The sequence below is a fragment of the Chachezhania antarctica genome, assembly GCF_003646465.1.
Taxonomy (GTDB): domain Bacteria; phylum Pseudomonadota; class Alphaproteobacteria; order Rhodobacterales; family Rhodobacteraceae; genus Chachezhania; species Chachezhania antarctica.
This window is the reverse complement of the sequence record NZ_QZEX01000006.1, coordinates 273642-297864: the sequence shown is the minus strand read 5'-3', so window position 1 is coordinate 297864 and position 24223 is coordinate 273642. Positions and strand designations below refer to the sequence as shown.

Sequence of the window (24223 nt, the reverse complement as noted above, 5' to 3'; positions counted from 1 at the left end):
GTCAGCCCTCCCGCCGTTCGAAATCGATCCGCGGATCGACGATCACGTACATCATGTCCGACAGGATCCCCACGACAAGGCCAATGAGGCCGAACATGAACAGCGTGCCGAAGACCACCGGGTAATCGCGCGCGACCGCGGCCTCGTACCCCAACCGGCCAAGGCCATCGAGCGAGAAGATCGTCTCGATGATCAGCGAGCCGCCGAAGAAGACGCCGATGAAGACGGCCGGGAAGCCCGCGATCACGATCAGCATCGCGTTGCGGAAGACATGGCCGTAGAGCACCTTGCGTTCAGACAGCCCCTTGGCGCGGGCCGTCATGACATAGTGCTTGCGGATCTCGTCCAGGAAGCTGTTCTTGGTCAGCAGCGTCAGCGTGGCGAAGGCGGATATGGTCGAGGCCAGCACCGGCAGCGTGATGTGCCAGAAATAGTCGCCGATCTTGCCCAGCAGGCTGAGGCTTTCCCAATCGTCGGACACGAGCCCCCTGAGCGGGAAGATCTGCCAGTAGGACCCGCCTGCGAACAACACCAGGAGCAGGATCGCGAACAGGAACCCGGGGATGGCGTAGGCCACGATGATCAGGCCGGAGGTCCATGTATCGAAGCGCGATCCGTCGCGCACCGCCTTGTTGATCCCCAGCGGGATCGAGATCATGTAGGCGATCAGCGTCGACCAGAGGCCGAGCGAGATCGACACCGGCATCTTTTCAAGCACGAGGTCCACGACCGAGATCTTGCGGAAGTAACTTTCGCCGAAATCGAACCGTGCGTAATTGCCCAGCATCAGCAGGAAGCGTTGCACCGGCGGCTTGTCGAGGCCGTATTCTTCTTCCAGCTGCTTGATGAATTCCGGCGGCAGGCCGCGGGCGCCGGCATATTCGCTGTTGGCGGCCGCGCCCGAACTGTCGCCGCCCGGAAGCTCCGTCTGGACCCCGCCCGAGAAGCTGCCGAACACGTCCCCCTGCCCTTGCGCGCGGGCGATGGCCTGTTCGACCGGCCCGCCGGGCACGAACTGGACGAGCGCGAAGTTGATCACCATCACCCCCAGCAACGTCGGGATGATGAGCAGCAGCCTGCGAATGATGTAAGCGACCATAGGTGAGTTACCTGACCGCGCCCGAGGACCGGAGCGCGGCGGCCTTGTCTTCGTTCACCCACCAGAAATCGAGGAACCCGACATCCAGCGGCGGCATGTCCGCGGGGTGTTCGTACATGTCGTAATACGCCACCCACGACTTGTCCTTGTACCAGACCGGGATCATGAAGAATTCGTAGCGGAGCGCCCGGTCCAGCGCCATCAGCGCCGCCGATTCCTCTTCCGAGTTGGTCGAGTTCAGCGCCGCCTCGATGATCGCATCGACCATCGGGCTGGCCAGCCCTGCCGGGTTGAAGAGCGAGAACTCTGCCTCGGCCGAGCCGAAGCGCTGGATCAGGCCGGTGCCCGCTTCAAGGAAGGACGCGTAGCTGTCGAACACCATGTCGTAATCGCGATCGCGTTCGCGGGTGGTGTATTGCGCCGGGTCGACCTTATCGAGGTTGACGGTGATCCCCATGCTTTCAAGGTTCTTGACGTAGCTTTCCACGACACCGCCCAGCACCCCTTCGGACGCGGTGTTGAACAGGAACTTGATCTGCAGCAGCTGGCCATCGGCGTTGCGGCGCTTGCCGTCGGATCCCACGGGCCAGCCCGCGTCGTCCAGCAGCTTCATCGCGGTGCGCAGGTTGCCACGGTCGGTCAGGCGGGTGGCGCTGGATTCGTGAGGCATGCGCGCCGGTTCCGTCAGCATCGCGGGCGGCACCAGATCGTCCAGCGATTCCAGCAATGCCAGCTCGGCACCTTCGGGCGCGCCCTTGGCTTCGAACGGGGAATTCTGCGTGAACGAACTGCGCTGGCTGAAGAGGCCATATTGCAGCGACTCGTTCGTCCATTCGAAGTTGTAGCCCAGCGACAGCGCCTCGCGGACGCGCTTGTCCTTCATCACCTCGCGGCCAAGGTTGAAGACAAAGCCGGTGGGCGTGGGCGGCGTGCCGTCGTCGATCTCTTCCTTCACGACCTGGCCGTTGGAGACCTTGGGGAAATTGTATTGCGTGGCCCAGGATTTGGGATCGCTTTCCGACCGGAAGGTGACCTCGCCTGCCTTGAACGCCTCGAACGCCGGGGTGTCGTCGGCGAAATACTCCAGCCGGATACGGTCGTAATTGTGGCGGCCCTTGTTGATCGGCAGGTCCCAGCCCCAGTAATCCGGATTGCGCTTGTAGACGATGCGGCGGTTCACATCGATGCTGTCGATCATGTAGGGACCCGACCCGGGCGAGGTTGCCAGCCGCGGTTCATCCAGCCGTGCGCCGGTTTCATCGAACCACGCTTTCGACCAGACCGGGACACCGCCCACCTGGTCGATCAGGCTGCGGCGCGACACGCCGGGAGTGAATTCGAACTTGATCGTGTGGTCGTCGATCACTTCGGCATTGGGGATCAGCCGCTTCACCGCCACGGCGTAGGAGGGCAGCCCCTGTTCCAGCAGCAGGTTGTGCGAGAACAGCACGTCATGCGCCGTGACCGGTGTGCCGTCGGAGAACCTGGCCTCGGGCCGCATGTGGAAGATCACCCAGTCCTTGCCGACGGGGTATTCGACGCGTTCCGCCAGAAGCCCGTAGTTTTCGCCGTAGGCATCCAGCGGCATGTCGCCCAGCAGGCTTTCGTACATGATCGTGCTCAGCGCCCCGCCCCGGCCCTTGCGGCTGTAGGGGTTCATCGAATCGAACGTACCCAGCACCGACAACACGATCTCGCCACCCTTGGGCGCGTCGGGGTTCACGTAATCGTAGTGTTCGTAATCCTCGGGGTATTTCAGATCGCCGAAGAAGGAATACCCGTGAGAGACGATCATCTCCTGCTCCGCGTCGTTCTGCGCCAGTGCGGCAGTCCCGGGCGCCAGGGCCAGCAGGGCTGCGCCAAGGGCATGACGCCATCGGTGCGGCCGGGCCGGTGCGGGCGATCTGAGGCTGCGAAGGACGGAAACGCGGGGACGGATCATCGGCTCTTCCTCTCTGCGGATTGCGGCTTGGCGCCACGTCTGTTCTGCGGCCTAGCTAAAGGTCCGCCGCGGGAATGTGCAAGGCGGGACCGTTTAAGAAAATCGTGAAAGGCGTGACACGTCACGCGGCAGGCTCCGGCGTCGTTCTATTTCGGCAAACCATTGCCCGGCAATCGGAAATCCGGCTGAAACAGCCTCGCGGCACGGTTCGCGGAAGGTCGTCGGGACTGTAACAAACCTGCGCGCGCCCGCGAAATGAAAAAGGGCCGCCCGCGGGGCGACCCTTCGATCATCCGTTTATCGGCTGCGCGATCACTTGGCGCCGCTGGCCACGCTTTCAAGATAGGCCACCACGTCGGCGCGGTCGCTTTCCTTCGGCAGGCCGGCAAAGCCCATCTTGGTGCCCGGCACGTACTTGGACGGCTTGGTCAGGAATTCGTTCAGACGATCCGGCGTCCAGTCGCCCCCGATACCCTTCATGGCATCCGAGAAGTCGTAGCCCGCGACATCGGCCACCGGTTCGCCAACGATACCGTAAAGCGAGGGGCCAACGCCGTTCTTGCCTTCTTCGACCGAATGGCAGGCCTGGCACTTCTTGAAGACGCGTTCGCCCTTGGACGGATCGGCGGCCTTGACCATGGCGGCGAAATCCTCGGTCGTCGCGGCGGCGTGATCGTCACCGGCGGCAGGCGCTGCAGCGTCGGTCTTGGCGGCCTCTGCCTTGGCGGCTTCGACGTTTTTCTTGGCAGCGTCCTGGATCGCGGTCGCGGCAGCGTCACCCTCGGGCGACTGTGCGGCAAGGTACAGAACCAGGTCGGCACGGCCCTGTTCGTCGCCCAGCCCGGCAAAGCCCATCTTGGTGCCCGGCGCGTAGGCCGACGGCTTGGTCAGGAATTCGTTCAAGCGGTCCGGGGTCCAGTCGCCGCCGAGGCTCTTGAGCGCGTCCGAGAAATCGTAACCCGCGACATCGGCGACGGGTTGGCCCTCGACATGGTACAGCGACGGGCCGACGCCGTTGTCGCCTTCGGCGACGCTGTGGCATGCCTGACACTTGCGGAACTGGCTTTCGCCCTTGGACACGCTGGCATCGGCAAGGAAATCGTCGAAGGTCTTGACGGGTGCGTCCGATTTCTTGGTGTCGTCGGTCGAAGCGACAGCGACGACGTAGGACGGTTCGCCTTCGATTTCGACGTCATAGATCCCGGTCGACATCCATTTGGCTACCAGAAAAATCAGCAGCGCGCCGCAGAAACCGGCCACCGCTTTGGTTGCTGTCATCGTGTCCATATTGGTCGCGTATCCACTTGTTCGATTTGCAAGACGTCTAAGACTTCCCCTCGCGCGAGGCAAGGTATAGACACCGCGACCAATCGCCCGCGCAGATCGTCTTGCGCACCGGTCGATCCTCGATGCCGGCCCGTCCGTGGCCCGGCACCATAATGCCAAGACTGCCACGATAGGGAAACCTCAGCCCATGACCGCCCGCATCGCCTTCCAGGGGGAACCCGGCGCCTATAGCCACGAAGCCTGCCGCCGCGCGCGCCCGGAGATGGAGGCCCTGCCCTGCCGCACCTTCGAGGACACGATCGACGCGGTCCGCGACGGCACGGCGGACCTGGCGATGCTGCCGGTCGAGAATTCGACCTATGGCCGCGTGGCCGACATCCACACGCTCTTGCCGCAATCGGGCCTGCAGATCATCGAGGAACATTTCGTCCGCGTGCACATCAACCTGCTGGGCGTGCCGGGCACGAGGCTGGACCAGGTGACCCACGCGATGAGCCATACGGTGTTGCTGGGCCAGTGCCGCAGGTTCCTGTCGGAACACGGCATCCACCGCATCACCGGCGCCGACACCGCCGGATCCGCCATGGCCGTGGCCGAGGCGGGCGATCCCGCAACCGCCGCGCTGGCCAGCGAACTGGCGGGCGAGATCTACGGGCTGGACGTGCTGGCCCGCCATATCGAGGACAACAGCACCAACACGACCCGGTTCCTGCTGATGTCGCCCGAGCCCGACCGCACCCGCCGGGGCGATCACGGCATGATCACCAGCTTCATCTTCGAGGTCAGGAACATTCCCGCCGCACTCTACAAGGCGATGGGGGGCTTCGCCACGAACGGCGTGAACATGACCAAGCTGGAAAGCTACATGCTGAACGGATCGTTCACCGCGACCCAGTTCTACGCCGACATCGAAGGCCACCCCGAGGACGCAAACGTCGCCCGCGCGCTGGAGGAGCTGGATTACTTCACCGCGAACGTGGAGATATTGGGCGTGTACCCGGCGGACCCGGGGCGGGAGTGAGGGCGGAAAGCGGTCATTCGCTGCGCTATGCGCCGATGTCAGCTATTCGGAAGATAGCGGCATTCGCAAAAGTTTAGGAGCGCCTTACAGTCACCAGAGATTTATGCGACCCAACGCAGTTGATGCCAGACAAAAAGAATAGTTGCCGCATCGGATGCTATTCGAAATAGTTGTTTCGCGAATGCTTAATGGCTACCCTTTCGGCGGCCCCCGTGGCAATCGGCTACGTATTCAAAATTCCTCACGTCCCGAGAAATGGAGATTTTCTGGTTCCCGCAGCTCCAAGAAATTCGCGAGAATTCGGAACCTCTCTCGAATACTCGACGCATCGTTCGTTCCCTGCTGATTAAGGCGATCAAATTCAAGATAATCGAAGCTCGAGCTTGTATAGTCGTGCTCCGCACGCTGCCTGTTGCGTCTCAGCTCTTCGCGAAAATCAATTAGCGATCGCCTTGAAACTTTCTGCAGCTCACCTGATGATGCCGCCCGTTGGAATACAAGATAGTAGACTACCATGACGCCTTGAGCCATTAGTAGCTCATCGTTCCGGTGAAATTCACTGCACATCAAGTTCAGAGTGTCCTTTACACGCTGGGATAATTCAGGGACTGTGCCGTCCGAATCTTTCTTAAATTCGTGAGTGATCTGATCGAGATAAACTTTTTTTGTGTCGATAAGTCTTCCATGTGAAAAAACGTTATGCTCAGTAAGCATAAGGCGAGCGGCAACTTCACGGTGCTGGTAACGCTTATTCCCGAATCGCACTCTATCTGTGAAGAATTCATGCATCGAAACTTCAGTAATCGCTTTCACGAAATCGCCGCCAAACGCATTCCGCTTTTCGGCAGCATTGAGAGGGACAGCTTCGTTGAGCCGCGAGAACATGTCCTCGATCAAATCGATTTCATCGTCTTCTGTACGCACGATGACAACTGGAAGAACAAATGAGTCAAATTTCACCCGGAGGCGAGGATGCTCTTTGGCTATATCGCTATATCGCAGCCCTCCGAGATCAATTTCGGGATCTCTTTGATACATGATGTCTGATGACAATGAAAACCTGTCTTCCATGAACTGCCAAATCGTTTCGAGCCGTTGCCGACCATCGATGATTGCATACCTAAACCCGGTCTTGGTAGCAGTTTCGCGACTAAGTTCATGAAAATAGATCTTGGGGAGATCATAGCCATTTACTATTGAATCAATGAGTAGCTGACGCTTTTCGAGCGTCCAAACCCCCCCCATTCTCTGATAGTCTGGATCGGTTTGAATTTCATCACGCTCGCTGAACAGCAACATAGCCGTGCTGTCCTTCATCTCGTATGTTTCAATGAAGCTCATTTCAAGCTCTCCCGTATCAGATCGCCGACACTAGCAAGCTCTGGGAACATCTGAAACTTTGTAAAGCCGAGTAGTTCCAACTCAGTTCGAAGCTCCGCTTTTGCTTCGGCGCTAACCAGAATTCGCGCTACATGGCTTCTATCGCCAAGGCTCTCAATTGGATTATTCTCTATGTGATGAATTGTGAACGCGCCGAGCTGCGCCTGGATTCTTGGGTTATTCCGGCTTGCGATTGTCGCGACCGGAGGAAGTTCAACGACGCTGTGGCCCCTCATGTTTTCGATCTTGTATGGAGTTAGTTCTTCATCTTGAAATGAGGGTATGAAACCATCGTCATCTTTCGCGTGGATTCTGGCAATCCTGTTAAGATTGGATGGTTTCAGCGCCCAGATCGCTCCTTCTTCATTGGGCTCAGAATTCACACAAAAGTACAATGCCACCAATGGACTTTCCGTCCAATCAAGTAAACGAGTGGGCACCCCATAATGCTGCATCAAAAACAGCCAATCAAATGAATCAATCGGAGGCTTTTCCACTAGCATCGTCGCACTTTGACGGAATTTAATTAGCAGAGAGTGTTCCGAGACTTTTTTCCCAGTGCGATAGTATCCCGGAATAAGAGCCCAAGCCGCGTTTCCATGCCCGCGATACCAAAGCGGCCCGTCATATTCGTCTTTAATCTTTGCGATCTCATCCGACAGCTCCCCTATTTTTGAAATAGCTATGTCTGACATCGATTCCTCGTCGTATTTTTATTGATTCATTTCAAAAATCTTGGGCATTTGGGACATCTCTTCTGAAGGTGCCGAGCGTTTCACGAGTATCGACGTTTCTATGTGGGAGTCAATCTACTTCGCAAACACGTCTTGCACGAGTGACAAGTTCCTCGGCGCGCGATTCGCCCTTCAGCGGTTGCCAATTTGGGTAGTGTTAGCGAACTTGCCCTTCCCTCTTGAACATCGGCAATCACGTTCAGCTTTGGGCTGCTGGAACGGGCGTAAGACGCCATTCGCACGAAAGATGGTCGGGCTTGGTCAGGACGTTTCAACAGTTTGGACGGCGGACCTGTTCAACAGTTTGGACGGCGGACCTGTAGCTCGCTGCGCTCAGCACAATCGATCAATGTGCCTGCACCTACGACGTCCCACCCCCGCCCGGCTCGGCAAGCGCAGGTGAACGGCGGCTTCGCGGGGCTGTGCCGAAGCTTCGTGAGCGGACGCTGAAGGTCCGGTCTGGGCCGGTCGTGACGTTCCGACAGCTATCGCGGCGAGCGTGTCATGCAGTTCCTCCACGGATGCAGGGAACCGCGTGCGGACAGGGGCTACTGTGCATCCCCTGCGGCGGGCGCAGACCGGATGGAACGCAATACGGCTTTGACGCGTTGTCTCGGCAACAGAAATCGCATCACGAAGGGGATCGATATGCCGATGAACAGCCTCAAAGACGTGTACCATGACCAGCTGCAGGACCTCTACAGCGCCAACAAGCAGTCGCTGGACGTGGTGGTCGCCCTTGGCCGCGCTGCCAAGAACAAGGAGCTGTCCGAAGCCCTGATCGCGGGGTCGAACGGCATCAGCGACGGGATGGAGAAGGTGTCCGAGATCTGCAACGCCCATGGCATCAAGCCGACCGGCGAGCATTGCAAGGGCATGGAAGGTCTTGTTGCCGAAGCCAAGGCCCATGCGCTGGATGAAGAGTTCGGCGACGACGATGCGCGCGACGCGATGATCATCACGCAGTACCAGCGGATGGTTCATTACGCGCTGGCCGGGTATGGCTGCCTTGTCGCCTTCGCCAATCGTCTGGGCAAGGACGAAGACGGGGCCGTGCTGCAGGAATGCCTGGACGAGACCTATGACGGCGACCGCCGCATGACCGAGATCGCGACCGGTGGCGTCAACAAGGCCGCGGCCTGACTCAATATGGGGGTCAGCTGTTCACATATGGCCTATGCAGGCTTTGCTGAGCGGACTGCCCCTATACCCGGACAGCTCCATCCCACGACCTTTGCGTCAGAGACGCAGAGCGTGGGATGGTCCTACCCAATCGATATGACAGCTGCCCTCCCGATCCGGAGGGCAGCAAGCCCTGTCGCGGCAGCGTCGCACGTGTGGCGACCTTGGGGTAGAGGGCAGCGAGAGGCCGCTTTCGGCCTCCGCCTCAGAATTCCACTTCCAGTTCCAAGATCGCTTCCGGTTCCGCCACGGCGCCGTCTGTCCATTCGACCATCAGCGGCCACGACCGGATCGTGTCGCAATAGGCGGTGAGCGTGTCGTCCAGTTCCACCGAATAGGTATGAAACCGCGTGCAGACGGGGGCGTACATCGCGTCGGCCACCGTGGGCTCGGCCCCGAACAGGAACGGACCACCGGAGGTTTCGAGGCACTGGTGCCAGATCTCCTTCACCCGCTCGATATCGGGACGCGCGCCCGAGAAGATCTTGAAGCTGGGATGGCGCGCCTTGAGGTTCATCGGCAGCGCCGAGCGCAGGTTGTAGAAGCCGGAATGCATCTCTCCCGACACCGACCGGCAGAGCGCGCGCTGCTTCGGATCGGCGGGGAACAGGCCCGCGTCGGGGAAGACCTCGTGCAGGTACTGGGCGATGGACAGCGTGTCCCACACCGCGATGTCGCCATGAACCAGCCGCGGCACCCGCACCGAGGGCGACAGGAGCAGCAGTTCCTGCCGGTAGGACGCATCTTCCGGGTCCACCATCTGTTCGACGAAGGCGATTCCCGACATCTTGCACAGGAGCCACCCGCGCAGGGACCAGGACGAATAGTTTTTGGATGAAATAGTAAGCGTCGCGTCTGACATCGGCCCTCCCGCCTCGCCGCACCGCAGCGTAAGTTCAAATTTTTGTCGCATTCGGTTTGGGCTGTGGCTAGCCTTTTTCCAGAAGAAGGAGAAATGTGCGTCGTGCTTTATGCAACTTACCAGGGGTTTGATGATTTCATCACCCCTTTGCGAAACTCCGCCCTGTTCGGGCTATCCTTCAACCCCAATTCCGCGGGTCCGTTCGCCGGCATCTTTCGCCGCAACGCAGCACTGATGGAGATGATCTCGCGGTTCCAGCTGAGCCACACCCGGCCATCCTTCGGCATCGAAAAGGTGCGGATCGGCAATCGCGATGTCCGCGTGACCGAGGAGGTCGCACTGGACCTTCCCTTCGGGCAACTGCTTCATTTCAAACGCGATATCGACACGCCGCAGCCCAAGGTCCTGGTCACGGCGCCGCTGTCGGGCCATTTCGCGACGCTGCTGGCCGGCACGGTGCGCACGCTGCTGCAGGATCACGAGGTCTACATCACCGACTGGAAGAACGCCCGCGACGTGCCGCGGGATGCGGGGCGGTTCGGGGTCGACGAATATGTCGAATACCTGATGCGCTTCATGGAGGAGATCGGCCCCGGCGGTCACATGGTTGCCGTCTGTCAGCCCTGCGTGCAGGCGCTGGCCGCCGTGGCCGTGATGTCGGAGGAAAAGAACCCCGCCACGCCGCTTTCGATGACGCTGATGGCGGGCCCCATCGACGTTTTCCAAAGCCCGACCGAGGTGAATGAACTGGCGTTCCAGAAACCGCTGGACTGGTTCAAGAACAACGTCATCCACACCGTGCCCCACCGCTTTCCCGGCGGCGGGCGGAAGGTCTATCCCGGGTTCGTGCAGCTGACCGCCTTCATGGCGATGAACATGGACCGGCACCAGTCGCAGCATCAGAAGCTCTACAAGCATCTCGCGGCCGGAGAGGTCGAGGAAGCCACGCGGATCAAGGACTTTTACGACGAGTATTTCGCCGTGCTGGACCTGACCGAGGAATTCTACATCGAGACCATCGACCGGGTATTCCAGAAGGCGGACCTGGCAACGGGGGAATTCACCTACAAGGGCCGCAAGGTGAACCCGGGAGCGATCCGCAACACATCGCTTCTGACGGTGGAAGGCGGGCGCGACGATATCTGCGGGCTGGGCCAGACCAGTGCGGCGCATGACCTGTGTTCGTCGCTGCGGCCGCACCTGAAGCGGCACCACCTGCAGGCCAATGTCGGGCATTACGGCGTGTTCAACGGCAGCAAGTGGAACAACGAGATCTACCCGGTGGTGCGCAACACCATCCTTGCGATGGAATAGGGAAGACCGCCAGGCCCGGGCGCCCAAAAACTCAGGCCCCGAAACTCAGGCCCGGCCTTCCAGGAGCTTTGCGAATTCGCCGACCCGCTGCCGGTAGCGGCGGGTCATCTTGCGCTGGCCCAGACGGACGGGTTGCAACATCAGCCGGGCGGAAAAGGTGCGCGGTTCGACCTTCAGAACCGCCGTCATCCGCGTGCGGCGCGACGAGAGCGCGATCAGGTCGATCTCCATCGAGGCGGAAATCCCGTTGCTGACCGCCGCGAAGGTCAGGCCCTGCGGCGTCTCTTCCCGCACCAGATCCAGCCGCAGTTCGCGCGGGCGCCCGCGCAGGTCGAACCGCGCGTCCCATGCCCGGCCCAACGGGCCCGACGACGCGGCCGAAATCCGGCGGACATCGATCCCGCGGCGGATGGCCTGGCGTTCGTAATGGTCGAAATCGGAAAGAAGCTCGAACACGCGCTCCATCGGCGCATCGATATCTTCCGTTGCCGAAAATTCCATCCAGTCCGCCCCGCCGCGTTTCAAACCAGAGTGTTATCGCGGGTTTCGCCGGGTCAGTCCAGCGTATCGGCGACCCAGTTCTTCAGCAGGAACTGCGCGATGGCACCATGTCGCGGGGGGCGGATATCGGGGTGCTGGCCGGCGAAGACCTCGACCATCTCGGACCGGCTGACCCAGCGGGCGTCCGACAGCTCGACCTCGTCGATCTTGATCTCGCGGCTTTTCGCATGGCCCACGCAGCCGAACATCAGGGACGCCGGGAAGGGCCATGGCTGGCTGGACAGGTAGCCCACCTCGCCCACTTCGACGCCCGATTCCTCGAACACCTCGCGGCGGACAGCGGCTTCCAGCGTCTCGCCCGGTTCGACGAAGCCGGCCAGCAGGGAATACATGCCGTCGGGCCAGCTGGGCGCGCGGCCCAGCAGGACGTCTTCGCCGTCGAGGATCAGCATGATCACCACGGGATCGGTGCGCGGGAAGTGATGCCCGCCGCAGGCCGGGCAGATGCGTTGCCAGCCGCCATGGGTGATGTCGCTGGCCGCGCCGCAGCGCGCGCAGAACGGGTGGATCTCGTGCCAGCTGATCACCGCCTTGGCCATCGCCATCAGCTCTGCGTCGCGGGGCGAAAGGCTGGTCATGGCGCGGCGGATCTCGATGAACACGCAATCGTCGGGAAAGGCCGGGTGGTGCTGCAGCGAGGGGTCGACGAACTGGCCCACCGCGGACAGGTCCTGACCCTCGGGCTCCCACCCGGAAATGTCGCAGGCAAAGAGCGGCGAACCGTCCTCCTCGCGTCCCAGGAAGACCGGGTCGCGCACCGTGCGGCCAAGGCCCGAGGACAGGAGCGGATGCTGCATCGGCACCAGCGCCAGTTGCGGCGCGTCGCCGCCTGTCACCATGGGCTTGCCGCGCCAGATCAGAAGGGCCGCCGCCCGCGGGTGGGCGCGTTCGGCCTCAAGGGCTGCGGGATCGTTGCGGATATGGGCCGCGCGGTCGAAGCCCGATCCGCCGAAGGTCACCGTTTCGGCATGTTTCATCTGGCGCTCCTTTCCCGCAGTGCTGCCCGGCCGGTCTGTGCTGCCGGTCGTATCCGACCGGGATGTTGCCGGTCGTATCCGACCGAGAGCTAGCGCAGTTGGTCCCCCGCCGCCACAGCGACGTGACGATGATGCATGCAACCGGTTGGCCTGTTGCCCAGTTCCCGGTTAGGCTTGCCGGGAAGCATCCCGTACCGGGATCGCGAACGGAACCATGATTTGACGAAGCAAGGTGACATGCCGGCCACCAGGGCCGAGGCTGCCGCTCCAAAACTGCGGATACTGGCCACGACCGACCTGCACATGCACCTGACAGACCACAATTATTTCACCGACAAGCCGGAGCCGGCGGGCGGGCTGACGCGCCTGGCCCCGCTGATCGCCCGCGCCCGGGCAGAGGCGGAGGCAGGCGGCGCGGCGGTCTTGCTGGTCGACAATGGTGACGTGTTGCAGGGCACGCCGATGGGCGACGTGGCCGCCGCCCCGTTTTCCGACCTTGATTGCGACGAGGATGACGCGCCCCCCCACCCGGCCATGCTTGCCTTTGCCCGGCTGGGCTACGATGCGCTGGGGCTGGGCAATCACGATTTCGACTTCGGGCTGGAGGCGCTGGCCCGCGTGCTGGCGGAGGCCCCCTGCCCGGTGATCTGTTCGAACCTCAGCGTCACGCCCATGCCGGGCCGCACCGCCGGGCCGCCCTTCGCCCGGCACGCGATCATCGGGACGACGGCCCAGACGGATACCGGGCCGGTGCGCGTGAAGATAGGCCTCCTGTCGCTCCTGCCGCCGCCGACGCGCACATGGACGGCCCACGCCACCGAAGGCCGGCTCGAGGTCGGCGACATCGTGGCGGCGGGCCGCGAGGTGGCGGCGATGCTGAAGGCGGAAGGTTGCGACGTGGTGCTGGCGCTCGCCCATACCGGGCTCGGCCCCGCCAAGGTCGCTCCGCTGATGGAAAACGCCGTCATCCCGCTGGCCGCGCTGCCCGACATCGACGCCATTGTCGCGGGGCACACCCACCGCTACCTGCCCGGGCCGGACCACGACGGCCTGCCCCATGTCGAAGCGGAAACCGGGCTCGTGCACGGCACGCCGGTGGTCATGCCCGGCTCCAACGGCCGTGCGCTCGGCATCATCGACCTTGCGCTGGAGCCAGACGCGACCGGCGCATGGCAGCCCTTGCGGGCGGCATCGCGGATCGTCCGGGTGCCGCCCGCCCCGGAGGGCGCGGAAACCGGGGATGCGGATCTGGCGGCCTTCCTGGCACCCGCCCATGCGCGGACACGCCAGCTGATGTCCCGGCCTGTCGGGCACACCGCGATACCGATCCACGGCTATTTCAGCCTTTTCGCCCCGGACAGCAGCCTCGCCCTGATCGCCACGAGCCAGATCGCGGCCCTGGCCCCGCATCTGGCGGGGACCGAGGCGGACGGCCTGCCATTGCTGGCCGCGGTGTCGCCCGCGCGCAGCGGCGGGCTGGCCGGCCCCTTGCATTATACCGAGATCCCGGAAGGCCCGATCCTCGAACGCCATGTCGCCGATCTCTGCCCCTTTGCCGAAGGCATCAGCGTGCTTCTGCTGACCGGGGCCGAGCTGGTTCTGTGGCTGGAACAGACCGCCTCGATGTTCTGCCGCGTGGCGCCCGGCAGTCAGGCGGCGCCGCTTCTCGATCCCGCATGGGCCGGGCACCAGTTCGACGTGCTCCACGGGCTCGACTACACGATCGACCTGTCGGCCCCGCCCGTGTTCCTGGCCGACGGCACGCAAACCGGTCCCGGGCGCCGCGTTCGCCTGGCCGATCCCGCGGCGATGGAGGCCCGCTTTGCCGTGGCCGTCAGCGGCTACCGTGCGGCCGGCGGCGGCAATGTCGCGGCGCTGAAAGGGGCGCGGCAGATCGACGTTCCCCGGATCGGCGCCCGCACCGCCCTGCGTCAGAGCCTGGCCGAATCGGACGTGACGCGCGCGCCGGCGGCGGCCACGTGGCGGCTCGACCCCATGCCCGGCACGACCGTCCTTGTCCGGACCGGCCCCGGTGCCGCGCCCTATCTGCCGGATCTGGGCCCCCGTCTGGTGCGCACGGACCCCGTGGACGCCGACGGTTTCCTGCCGCTGACCCTCGCTCTCGACACCTGACAGCCCACGGCTTGAACCCGGGCGCCAGATCCCCTATGTAACGCGTTGAGAGGTTGGCGCGGGCGAGCGCCTCGCCAACCCGGTCAGATCCGGAAGGAAGCAGCCGTAACGAGCCCCGCTTGGGTCGTTGTCCAGCCTCTCACCATTTGAACGGAGGGTTAGACTTCATGGAGATTGTAGTCCGCTGACCCCGGTGCCCACCAGCTTTCATGCTCGTGGCGCCGTCACCGCAGGCGCGTCCTGCGTCGTATGACCGTTCCAGGGATACCTCCATTGACCGATACGTTTCTCGCCAGCCTCGGCTGGTCCGACAGCCTTGCGTCGCAACTGGGCGACGATGAAGGCACGCCCGTCCGCATCACCGATATCGCCAGGGACCGGGTGATCGTCATCACCGAAGACGGCCCCCTGCCTCTTGTCACCGACAGCGATCTTTCCATCGGCAGTCTGGCCGTGGGGGACTGGGTGCTGACAGATGGCACCCGCATCACCCGCGTGCTCGATCGGCAAACGCTTCTGGCGCGCCGTGCGGCCGGGGAAACGGGCAAACGCCAGATGATCGCCGCCAATGTCGATACGCTGGGCATCGTCACCTCGTGCAATGCCGATTTCAACCCGGCGCGGCTGGAACGCTACCTGGCGCTGGCCGGGTCCGCGGGCTGCGTGCCGCTGGTGATCCTGACCAAGGCCGATCTTGTCCCCGACCCGACCGCGCTGGTGCGTCAGGCCGAACGCCTGTCGCCCCTCGTCGCCGCCATGGCCGTCGATGCGCGGGATCCCGAAACGGCGGCCTTGCTGGCGCCCTGGACGGGGCCCGGCCAGACGCTTGCGCTGGCGGGATCTTCGGGCGTGGGCAAGACATCGCTGACCAACACGCTCACGGGCGGGGACGAGGCGGTGCAGGGCAACCGCAAGGGCGACACCAAGGGCCGCCACACCACCACCGCCCGCACGATGCGGCAGGTGACGAACGGCGGCTGGATCATCGACATGCCCGGCATGCGCGAACTGGGCATGGCGGACGCCACCGAAGGCATCGCGCAGGTCTTCCACGACATCGAGGACTTGGTGGCGAATTGCCGCTTCAACGACTGCGCCCACGAGACCGAACCGGGCTGCGCGGTGCAGCAGGCGATCGCGGACGGCACCTTGGCCGCCGATCGCTACGAGCGCTGGAGCAAGCTGCAGCGCGAGGACCGGTACATGTCCGAAACGACGGCCCAGGCCCGCGCCCGCAACAAGCGCTTCGGCAAGATGGTGCGCGAGGTCACGCGCCACAAGCCGGGACGCTAAGGGTAGCCGCAGGCCAGCCCATAACCGCGGGCGGCGCGCATTTCGGCAAGGTGAATCCCTGCAAGGGGATCCGCCGGGGGCTAGGCGGGCGGGCCGAAATGCGCGCCGCCCGCCTTGAGGCGACAGACCGGGCGCTAGACGATCCCGTCCTCCACCACCTGTCCCGGATAACGCTCCGCCCAGTCTGCCAGAAAATCCCGCATCCGCGTCTCGCCCGCAACATCCAGCGCCCGCCGCGGCAGGGCTATGCCCTGCTGCAAGGCCAGTTCCATGCAGCCGACATGATCGCGGTTCTTCCGGGCCGGGCAATTCGCCGACCCGTGCAGGATCGTCGAAAACACCGTCCCGCCAAAGCGGTTGGTGTGGCCCAGATCCGGCCGCAAGGTCAGGAATAAGGCGAACGGCTCTGCCATTCCTTCCCATCCCGCGACATGCAGCGGCGGCAGGCCCATTTCCTCGGTCTCGTTCGCATCGAACCCCATCGCGACCAGCCGCTGCATGTGAGCGAGCGTCCCGTCGCGCCCGGCCAGACGACACAGAAGCCGTCGCATCTCCGGCCCCAGCGGGTCCATGTCGATCCAGTCCCGTGGCTGCTCCACCCCGTCCGCCGCCCGCGCCAGCTGCGCCTCGATGTCCGTCAACGGTGACATGGTCCCGGCCCCCTCCATCGCCGCGGCCATTGCCCGGTTCCCGTAGACCCGCGCCCAGGCGTAGGCGGAATGCCCCTCCCAGACGGCCTCGGCCCGCGCGCCATGGGTTAGCAGAAGCGACACGACCTCTGCCCCGCACATCCGCCGCGCGGCATGGGGCAAGGCGGGAACGATCCCCTCGTCCGGGTCCAGCCCCGTTTCCAGGATCATCCTCACCATCCCGGCATCGTCGAAATCCATCGCCCGCAGCAACGCGTTCGTGCCCTCTGCCTGCGCCCCGTGGGCCAGCAGCAGCGCCACGCCCCGCGCATGCCCCATCTCGGTCGCGTGATAGAGCGACTCGCCATCGTTCGGATCGGCGCCCTGTGCCAGCAGCCATTCCGCCAGCGCCATGTTGGCCCCGTGCCCGATGGCGCCATATAGGGCCGAGAGCCGGTGATCGCTCCCCTCCTCCACCGGCACGCCGTCATTCACATCGGCCCCCGCCGCGCGGAGCGTCTCGGCCACGGCCAGCATGTCGGCTTCAGCGCCGCCGCATTGATGATATCGCGAAAAGGCCAGGTGCAGGATCGGGCGGCGACACTGTTCAGACTGCAGGGCGGCCTCTGGCGCCTGCGCCAGCCGCCGCCGCACCTCGGCCACGTCGTAGGACGCCACCGCCAGCCCAAGGCTGTCCCGGCCCAGATCGGGCGTTTCGGCCAGCAGCGCCTCCACCTTCCAGCCGCGCCCGTGATACAGCGCATCGGCCAGCCGCGCGGCTTTGCCTGCGCGGTCCATCACGGCCGTTTCAAGTGCGAATTTCAGCTTCGGCCACGACGCGAAACCCGCCTCCCGCGCGATGACATGCAGCGCGTCGGCGTGGCGCAGATCGCCATCGACGGACAATACGTCCGCAACACGCGCCCGCGCCTCCGCGTCGCCCGCCTTATACGCCTTCCGCAGGGCCTTGGCCCCACGGCGCAACTGTTCGATGGAATTCGACATCGGTTTCCCTCTCTGAACGCCCGATGGTCCGCCGGCCGGGCTGGAGATCAACCGAATGATATGTCGGTCGAGAAAGAGGGTGTCGATACGACTGTCCGCGGACCCGGAGGCCGCCCCCAAGCGGCCACGGCCAGACATAGGCCATGACGCGGCCGCCCGGCAAGACCGCTGTCACATGACGCGCGCGGCAGCGGTTGCGTTCGGCACGGCACAGGCCGTACTCTGCCGCGACCCCCTAGCCCCGGAATCGAGATGTCAGACCAACAAGCCTACAGGGTGCTCGCCCGGAAATACCGTCCGGAAACCTTCGCCGATCTTGTCGGCCAGGACGCGATGGTGCGCACGCTGAAGAACGCGTTTGCCGCCGACCGCATCGCGCAGGCCTTCATCATGACCGGCATCCGCGGCACGGGAAAGACGACGACGGCCCGGATCATCGCCAAGGGCATCAACTGCACCGGCCCCGATGGCGCGGGCACGCCCACGACGGAACCCTGCGGCGTGTGCGAGAACTGCCGCGAGATCATGGAAGGCCGCCATGTCGACGTGATGGAGATGGACGCGGCCTCGCGCACCGGCGTGGGCGATATCCGCGAGATCATCGAAAGCGTTCACTACGCGGCTGCCAAGGCGCGGTTCAAGATCTACATCATCGACGAGGTTCACATGCTGTCGACAAGCGCGTTCAACGCGCTTTTGAAGACGCTGGAAGAACCCCCGGCCCACGTGAAGTTCATCTTTGCCACGACCGAAATCCGCAAGGTGCCGGTCACCGTGCTGTCGCGCTGCCAGCGTTTCGACCTGCGAAGGATCGAGCCCGAGGACATGATCGGCCTTCTGCAGCGCATCGCCACGGCGGAGGGCGCGCAGATCTCGGGCGACGCGCTGGCGCTGATCACGCGCGCCGCCGAAGGCTCGGCCCGCGACGCGACTTCGCTTCTGGACCAGGCGATCAGCCACGGCGCGGGCGAGACCACCGCCGAACAGGTCCGCGCGATGCTGGGTCTGGCAGACCGGGGCCGCGTGCTCGACCTGATGGACATGATCCTGAAGGGCGATGCCGCGGGCGCACTGCAGGAACTGGGCGCGCAATATGCCGAAGGCGCCGATCCGATGGCCGTCCTGCGCGATCTGGCCGAGATCACGCACTGGATTTCCGTCGTCAAGATCACGCCGGATGCGGCGGAAGATCCGACCGTGTCGCCGGACGAGCGCGACCGCGGCGTGACCATGGCCGAAGCCCTGCCCATGCGCGCGCTGACGCGGATGTGGCAGATGCTGCTGAAGGCGCTGGAGGAAGTCGCCGCCGCCCCCAATGCGATGATGGCGGCCGAAATGGCCGTGATCCGGTTGACCCACGTGGCCGACCTCCCCGCGCCCGAGGACCTCGTGCGCACGCTGAAGGACGCGCCGGTCCTGCCGACCGGAAACCACGGGTCGTCATCTGCGCCCGCAGGGCCCGGCCCCGGCGGGCCGCGCGCCGAAGCGCCCGCCCAGCAGCATGTCCGGCGGTCGGTCTCGTCCTCCTCCGGCGCGCCCACGGCCCAGCTGGCGCAGGCCGATGCGGCCACCGCGCTCTCCCATTACCCGACCTTCCACCATGTGGTTGAGCTCATCCGTTCCCACCGCGACGTGAAGCTGCTGGTCGATGTCGAAACCGGCGTGCGGCTCGTCTCCTACCAGCCCGGCCGGATCGAATTCGAACCGGCACCCGACGCCGCGCGCGACCTGTCCCAGCGCCTTGGCGCCCGGTTGCAGGCGTGGACGGGCAACCGCTGGGCCGTCTCGGTGGTGTCGGACGGCGGCAAGCCCACGATAGCCGAGGTCACCAACGCCGCGGAGACCGCCCGGCGCGAGGAGGCCGAGGCGCACCCGATGGTACAAGCCGTGCTCGCCCGCTTCCCGCAGGCCAGGATCACGGCCATCCGCACGGCACAGGACATCGCCAACGAGGCCGAGGTCGAAGCCCTGCCCGAAGTGCCCGATGAATGGGATCCGTTCGAAGACGACTGATCCGCCCACCGATCTGCCCACCGATCTGCCCCTTGTAGGGACCGCCCGGCGTGCATATCACCTAAGGCCAAAGGGGCCGCGCGCGCCCCGCCATGAAAGGAATGAACATGCTGAAAGGATTGGGCGGTCTTGGCGACATGGCCAAGATGATGCAGGCGGCCAAGGACATGCAGTCCAAGATGGGCGAGCTGCAGGAGGAAATGGCGAACATCAACGTCGTGGGCGAATCCGGCGCCGGTCTGGTCACCGCCACCACCTCGGCCAAGGGTGAGCTGAAGGCGCTGGACATCGATCCGTCGATCCTTGTCGCCAGCGAAAAGGAAATGGTCGAAGACCTGATCGTCGCCGCGATCAAGGACGCGCAGGTCAAGGCGCAGGAACGCAGCCAGCAGGAAATGGCGAAGCTGACCGAAAGCCTGGGCCTTCCCAAGGACATGAAGCTGCCGTTCTGACCGGAACGGCACGTCTTCGGACCCCATGGCAGAATCTGACCCCATCGAGACCCTGATCGCGCTGATGGCCAAGCTGCCGGGGCTTGGCCCCCGCTCGGCCCGGCGGGCCGTGCTGCACCTGATCCGCAAGCGCGCGCTGCTGCTGCATCCCTTGGCCGATGCCATGGCCGAAGTGGCGGAAACCGCCCGCGAATGCCTGAACTGCGGCAATGTCGGCACGCAGGATGTCTGCGACATCTGCCGGAACGAGGCCCGCGCCAATGGCGAACTCTGCGTGGTCGAAGACGTGGCCGATCTCTGGGCGATGGAACGCTCCACCGCGTTCAAGGGCCGGTATCACGTTCTGGGCGGCACGCTGTCCGCGCTCGATTCCATCGGGCCGGAGGATCTGCGCATCCCGCGCCTCGTCGACCGTGTGACCAACGAAGGCATCACCGAAGTCATCCTTGCCCTCAACGCCACCGTCGACGGGCAGACCACGGCCCACTACATCGCCGACCAGCTCGACGGCCGCGCGCGGCTGACCTCGCTGGCGCAGGGCGTGCCCATCGGCGGCGAGCTCGACTATCTCGACGATGGCACCATCACCGCCGCCATGCGCGCGCGGAAGGATCTCTGACCCGCCGCTTCTCCGGGTGCCGGATTCCCCTCCCCTGTTCTTCTCTTCCCAAATACTCCGGGGGAGTCCGAGCCGAAGGCTCGGACGGGGGCAGCGCCCCTTGCGCCGGTGCGCCCTGCCACCGGGGTATCATTTCGGCAATCCCGACCTAGATTGGTAGCAACACGGGGGACCGACCATGACAGGTATGAACTGGGACAACCGCTACGCGGCAGACGGGTTTCTGTTCGGGACAGCGCCCGCGGATTTCCTGAAACGCGAGGCCGGGCGCATCCCCGATGCGTCCCGGGTTCTGTGCGTGGCCGATGGCGAGGGCCGGAATTCGGTCCATCTCGCCGGGCTGGGGCATCAGGTGACGGCCTTCGATGCTTCAACAGTCGGATTGGAAAAGGCACGCGGGCTGGCGGCTGACCGGGGCGTGTCGGTGGATTTCCACGAAAGCGGGATCGAGCACTGGGACTGGTCCCGGACACATGACGCCGTCGTTGGCATCTTCATCCAGTTCGCCCCGCCCGATCTGCGAGAGCAGCTTTTCGGATGGCTGGAACGAGCGGTGCGACCCGGGGGCCTGCTGCTCCTCCACGGCTATGCGCCCCGGCAGGTGGGCTATGGCACCGGCGGGCCGCCGCAGGTGGAAAACATGTACACCGTCGACATGCTGGCGCAGGCCTTCCCGGAGATGGAGATCCTGCACGCCGCCGATTACGATCACGAGGTCGATGAAGGCCCCGGCCATTCCGGCCTGTCGGCGCTGGTGGACTTCGTGGCCCGCAAACCCGGCTGAGATCAGATCGCGTTCTGCGGAAAGCGCACCGTGACGGGCGAGGCCGTGCGCAGCCAATCGTGGATCGCGAGGATCGCCACCGTCTCGGCCGCCTCTGACAGCGCATCGACGCGGAACCAGACCCATGCGTCGGCACGGCCGCGCGCGCCCGGGTCGGGCATCAGGTAGGCGCAGCCAAGATACCGCCCCGAGGCGTCCCGGATCGTCCACGCGAAGGACCGGGCAAGGTCGAACTCCTTCAGGTGCCACGCAAGGTCCAGCGCGTTCTCGTCCCGCGTCAGGCCTTGGGGCCAGTCGTCGCCGAAGACGCCCGTCAGCTTTTCCTCGCTGGTCGAGACCGCCTCGAAATCCTCGTCGAGATCGTCCGGGCCCAGCGGGGACAGCGTCAGGCCCGACACCTTCGCCACCCGTGGCATCGATCGGCTGGCGAAATCGGGATGGGGGATCATGCGCGTGCGGGGTCCTTCGCCTCGCGCTTGAAGGGGTTTTCGTCGGGGATCTCGTAATCCGGCGTGAACTCGCCTGCGCGGCGGGCATCGGCCATGTAGCGGAACCCGTTCGTCGTCATCCGCATCAGGTGGTTGCCGGCCACCATGGGCGGGTACTTTTCCATCGCCTCGGGCGTGCGGAATTTCTCCAGCGGTTCGATCACGGCGTGGTAATCCAGCCCGAAGAACAGCGGGAAGGAATAGCGTTCGCGCCCGGTATTCACGACCCGGTGCTGGGTGGATTTGAACTGCCCGCCGGACCATGCCTCGAACACGTCACCGATATTGACGATGAAGGTCCCGGGGATCGGCGGGGCTTCTATCCAGACGTCATCGGCGTTCATCACCTGCAGGCCGGGGCCGCCCTGCAGCAGCAGCGTGAAGCATTCGAAATCGGAATGCGCGCCGATGCCCACCGCCTCCTTCGTGGCCGGATGGTCGTTCTCGATGTAACGCAGCATCCGCAGTTGCGAGGTGGGGCACGTGATGTGCTGGCGCAGGTCGGCAGGATCGACGCCCAGTTCCAGCGCCAGCGCGTCCAGCAGCTTCAGGCCCAGCGCGAAGGCAGTGTCATAGTACGTCGATACCGTCTCCTTCCAGCCGGGGATGTCGGGCCAGACATTGGGGCCGGTCATGCGCCATCCGGCAATGTAATCGGGGTGATCCGCCGGCGCCTCGAACGACATGTCCCAGGCTTCGTTGAAATTGATCGTCTTCGGGAAGTCCGAGCCGTTTTCCTCGAACGGGACATAGCCGCGGTGATGGGTGGTGAAGCCGCACCAGTACTTCATCTTGTAGCTGCGGGATCTCTCATGGAACGCCTTCGACGCGGCGAACAGATCGTCGATCATGGCCTGCGGGATGCCGTGGCCCGTCATGTAGAAAAAGCCCGAGGTCCGCGCCGCCTGCCCCAGCTCGGCCGCGACCGTCGCGGTGTCGTCGGGATTGCCCGTGAACAGCCCCGACACGTCGATCACCGGCAGCGCTGCGTCTTCGATCGTGAGCGCGGTCTGATCCCTGGAAACAACCTTGTTCATTGCTGATCTCCGTTCCGGCAGGTCCCTGTTGCATCGACACTGGCGCCGCGCTCCGCCGACTCACAAGCGCTTCGGCTGAGGTATTCCGGGATTTGCGAAATAGAGCCGTTTCTTGTGCATCACCGCGGAAGCCTGCCTTGAATCTGATCAAATCGCGGCCTGCTGCCAATTGCGTCAGAACCGTGAATGGACGCTGGCCAAGGGCCTTTTCAGACTTGTTCCAGAGCGTCGTCCGCCAACAGGCGACCCGCGAGAGCGCCCGCAAAGAAGCGCACCGCGAGACCGGCTCAACCAACAAGGAAGCGTCCCATGTCTACTTCGTCTACTTCGTCCAACATCTCCCGCCGCACGCTGCTGAAAACCTCTGCCGGGGCCGCCACGCTGGCCGCGGCCGGCACCCTAGGCGCCCCCCTTATCGCGCAGGAGCGGTCGCTGAAGATCGGATCCTACGGCGGGTATTTCGAAAACAGCCTCAAGGAACATGTCTACCCGAAGTTCACCGAAGCCACCGGCATCGCGGTGGAAAGCGTGACGCAGCCGAACTCCTCAGACTGGCTGGTGACCATGCAGCAGGCCGCGTCTGCCGGGAACGTGCCGGCGGACCTGTCGCTCTTTGCGCGCGACACGATGATCAAGGCCAGCCGCGTGGGCGATCTGCTGAAGCCGCTGGATACCAAGGCGATCCCGAACCTTAAATACCTTGATGACTACTACGCCTTCACCGACACGTCGGGCACGCTGGGCGTGGGCGCTATGTCGTGGTTCAGCGCGATGGTCATCAACCCGGACGAAGTGCAAACCCCAACCTCGTGGGCGGATTTCTGGGACACCGAGACGTTCGAAAGCTCGCTGGGGATCTCCAAGCTCTACAATTCGCATTTCATGGACATCATCGCGGCGACCTTCTTCGACGGCGCGGCCACGTTCGAGACCAAGGACGGCGTGGAGGCGATCATCGCCAAGGCGGCGGAGCTGAAGCCCAACGTGGCGCTGTGGTGGTCGGCGGAAAGCCAGATGGAACAGTCCATGAAGAACCTCGATGTCGTGGGGGGGATGTATTACCTCGACGTGGCGAACCTGATGGCCGCCGACGGGTTCCCGATCAAGGCCGTGTTCCCCAAGGAAGGCAACCCGCAGGATTACGGCTCGTGGTGCCTGTCAGACCTGTCCGAGAAGACCGGCGAGGCGGCAGAGTTCATCAACTTCTCCTGCGAGCCGTCGACCCAGAAACTGATGAGCCTGATGATCGGCACCGCACCGCTGGTCAGCCAGGAGGCCGCGGGCCTCACGGACGAGGAGTTCGCCGCCGTGTCGGGCAGCCCCGTCATCCGGCCCGCCTATTCCGCCTACCTGGATCAGGAGACGTTCCTGAAGGAAAGCTGGGACAAGATGCTCGCCGGAGCGTAAGGCC

Annotated in this window: 21 protein-coding genes and 1 other RNA gene; 11 read left to right on the top strand and 11 right to left on the bottom strand. The window is 64.1% G+C overall.

Annotated elements, in window-relative coordinates; translation table 11 throughout:
• Window position 1: 1 nt before the first annotated feature.
• From D4754_RS14065 to D4754_RS23995, 3 genes are all read right to left on the bottom strand, one after another.
• Window positions 2-1099 (bottom strand): microcin C ABC transporter permease YejB, encoded by a 1098-nt coding sequence (locus D4754_RS14065; RefSeq protein ID WP_121064611.1) that lies wholly within the window; start codon window positions 1097-1099, stop codon window positions 2-4.
• 7 nt (window positions 1100-1106) lie between these two features.
• A complete protein-coding gene (locus D4754_RS14060) occupies window positions 1107-3041 on the bottom strand; it encodes an extracellular solute-binding protein (protein ID WP_121064609.1) in 1935 nt (644 codons plus the stop codon).
• A gap of 312 nt (window positions 3042-3353) precedes the next feature.
• Entirely contained in the window at window positions 3354-4319 is a 966-nt protein-coding gene (locus D4754_RS23995) for a c-type cytochrome (RefSeq protein ID WP_205589636.1), read from the bottom strand.
• A gap of 196 nt (window positions 4320-4515) precedes the next feature.
• On the opposite strand from D4754_RS23995, the gene D4754_RS14050 reads away from it, so the two are divergent.
• On the top strand, window positions 4516-5349 hold the full coding sequence (locus D4754_RS14050; RefSeq protein WP_121064607.1) for a prephenate dehydratase: 834 nt from the start codon (window positions 4516-4518) through the stop codon (window positions 5347-5349).
• Between the two features lie 231 nt (window positions 5350-5580).
• On the opposite strand, the gene D4754_RS14045 is transcribed toward D4754_RS14050, so the two are convergent.
• Window positions 5581-6690, bottom strand: coding sequence for a DUF262 domain-containing protein (locus D4754_RS14045; RefSeq protein ID WP_121064605.1), 1110 nt, complete (start codon window positions 6688-6690; stop codon window positions 5581-5583).
• Complete coding sequence (locus tag D4754_RS14040; protein WP_121064603.1) at window positions 6687-7424, bottom strand: FRG domain-containing protein; 738 nt, start codon at window positions 7422-7424, stop codon at window positions 6687-6689. Before D4754_RS14040 ends, D4754_RS14045 begins: the two co-directional genes overlap by 4 nt.
• A gap of 687 nt (window positions 7425-8111) precedes the next feature.
• On the opposite strand from D4754_RS14040, the gene D4754_RS14035 reads away from it, so the two are divergent.
• On the top strand, window positions 8112-8606 hold the full coding sequence (locus D4754_RS14035) for a ferritin-like domain-containing protein (protein ID WP_121064807.1): 495 nt from the start codon (window positions 8112-8114) through the stop codon (window positions 8604-8606).
• A gap of 244 nt (window positions 8607-8850) precedes the next feature.
• Here the strand turns inward: D4754_RS14035 and D4754_RS14030 are convergent, their stop codons facing one another.
• On the bottom strand, window positions 8851-9507 hold the full coding sequence (locus D4754_RS14030; RefSeq protein WP_121064601.1) for a glutathione S-transferase family protein: 657 nt from the start codon (window positions 9505-9507) through the stop codon (window positions 8851-8853).
• Window positions 9508-9609: 102 nt separating this feature from the next.
• Between D4754_RS14030 and D4754_RS14025 the strand changes: the two genes are divergently transcribed.
• Complete coding sequence (locus D4754_RS14025; protein ID WP_240453889.1) at window positions 9610-10821, top strand: polyhydroxyalkanoate depolymerase; 1212 nt, start codon at window positions 9610-9612, stop codon at window positions 10819-10821.
• Between the two features lie 45 nt (window positions 10822-10866).
• Here D4754_RS14025 and D4754_RS14020 read toward each other — a convergent pair whose 3' ends face one another.
• Together D4754_RS14020 and nudC are read right to left on the bottom strand one after the other, a co-directional pair.
• The gene (locus D4754_RS14020; protein ID WP_121064597.1) at window positions 10867-11322 is read right to left on the bottom strand and encodes an SRPBCC family protein; all 456 of its coding nucleotides are present in this window, start codon (window positions 11320-11322) and stop codon (window positions 10867-10869) included.
• A gap of 53 nt (window positions 11323-11375) precedes the next feature.
• Window positions 11376-12359, bottom strand: coding sequence for an NAD(+) diphosphatase (nudC, locus tag D4754_RS14015; protein ID WP_121064595.1), 984 nt, complete (start codon window positions 12357-12359; stop codon window positions 11376-11378).
• 237 nt (window positions 12360-12596) lie between these two features.
• Here nudC and D4754_RS14010 point away from each other — a divergent pair, with 237 nt between their 5' ends.
• From D4754_RS14010 to rsgA, 3 genes are all read left to right on the top strand, one after another.
• Window positions 12597-14492, top strand: coding sequence for a 5'-nucleotidase C-terminal domain-containing protein (locus D4754_RS14010; protein ID WP_163025909.1), 1896 nt, complete (start codon window positions 12597-12599; stop codon window positions 14490-14492).
• 46 nt (window positions 14493-14538) lie between these two features.
• An RNA gene (gene ffs / locus D4754_RS14005) (signal recognition particle sRNA small type) lies at window positions 14539-14637 on the top strand.
• Window positions 14638-14765: 128 nt separating this feature from the next.
• The gene (gene rsgA, locus D4754_RS14000) at window positions 14766-15785 is read left to right on the top strand and encodes a ribosome small subunit-dependent GTPase A (protein ID WP_121064591.1); all 1020 of its coding nucleotides are present in this window, start codon (window positions 14766-14768) and stop codon (window positions 15783-15785) included.
• 134 nt (window positions 15786-15919) lie between these two features.
• Here the strand turns inward: rsgA and D4754_RS13995 are convergent, their stop codons facing one another.
• On the bottom strand, window positions 15920-17419 hold the full coding sequence (locus D4754_RS13995) for an ankyrin repeat domain-containing protein (RefSeq protein ID WP_121064589.1): 1500 nt from the start codon (window positions 17417-17419) through the stop codon (window positions 15920-15922).
• 252 nt (window positions 17420-17671) lie between these two features.
• On the opposite strand from D4754_RS13995, the gene D4754_RS13990 reads away from it, so the two are divergent.
• The 4 genes from D4754_RS13990 (at window position 17672) to D4754_RS13975 (ending at window position 21287) form a co-directional block, all read left to right on the top strand.
• Window positions 17672-19432, top strand: coding sequence for a DNA polymerase III subunit gamma/tau (locus D4754_RS13990; RefSeq protein ID WP_121064587.1), 1761 nt, complete (start codon window positions 17672-17674; stop codon window positions 19430-19432).
• Window positions 19433-19539: 107 nt separating this feature from the next.
• Window positions 19540-19884: a YbaB/EbfC family nucleoid-associated protein gene (locus tag D4754_RS13985; protein WP_121064806.1), complete on the top strand. Its 345-nt coding sequence runs from the start codon at window positions 19540-19542 to the stop codon at window positions 19882-19884.
• Between the two features lie 25 nt (window positions 19885-19909).
• Entirely contained in the window at window positions 19910-20503 is a 594-nt protein-coding gene (gene recR / locus D4754_RS13980; RefSeq protein ID WP_121064585.1) for a recombination mediator RecR, read from the top strand.
• A gap of 178 nt (window positions 20504-20681) precedes the next feature.
• Window positions 20682-21287 carry an SAM-dependent methyltransferase gene (locus tag D4754_RS13975; RefSeq protein WP_240453888.1) on the top strand — a complete coding sequence of 202 codons (606 nt, stop codon included), beginning with the start codon at window positions 20682-20684 and terminating at the stop codon, window positions 21285-21287.
• Window positions 21288-21289: 2 nt separating this feature from the next.
• On the opposite strand, the gene D4754_RS13970 is transcribed toward D4754_RS13975, so the two are convergent.
• Window positions 21290-21736, bottom strand: a complete 447-nt coding sequence (locus D4754_RS13970; RefSeq protein WP_121064581.1) for a GNAT family N-acetyltransferase — start codon at window positions 21734-21736, stop codon at window positions 21290-21292.
• Window positions 21733-22812: an isopenicillin N synthase family dioxygenase gene (locus D4754_RS13965; protein WP_121064579.1), complete on the bottom strand. Its 1080-nt coding sequence runs from the start codon at window positions 22810-22812 to the stop codon at window positions 21733-21735. Before D4754_RS13965 ends, D4754_RS13970 begins: the two co-directional genes overlap by 4 nt.
• Window positions 22813-23121: 309 nt before the next feature.
• On the opposite strand from D4754_RS13965, the gene D4754_RS13960 reads away from it, so the two are divergent.
• Window positions 23122-24219, top strand: coding sequence for an extracellular solute-binding protein (locus D4754_RS13960; protein ID WP_163025908.1), 1098 nt, complete (start codon window positions 23122-23124; stop codon window positions 24217-24219).
• Window positions 24220-24223: the final 4 nt, after the last annotated feature.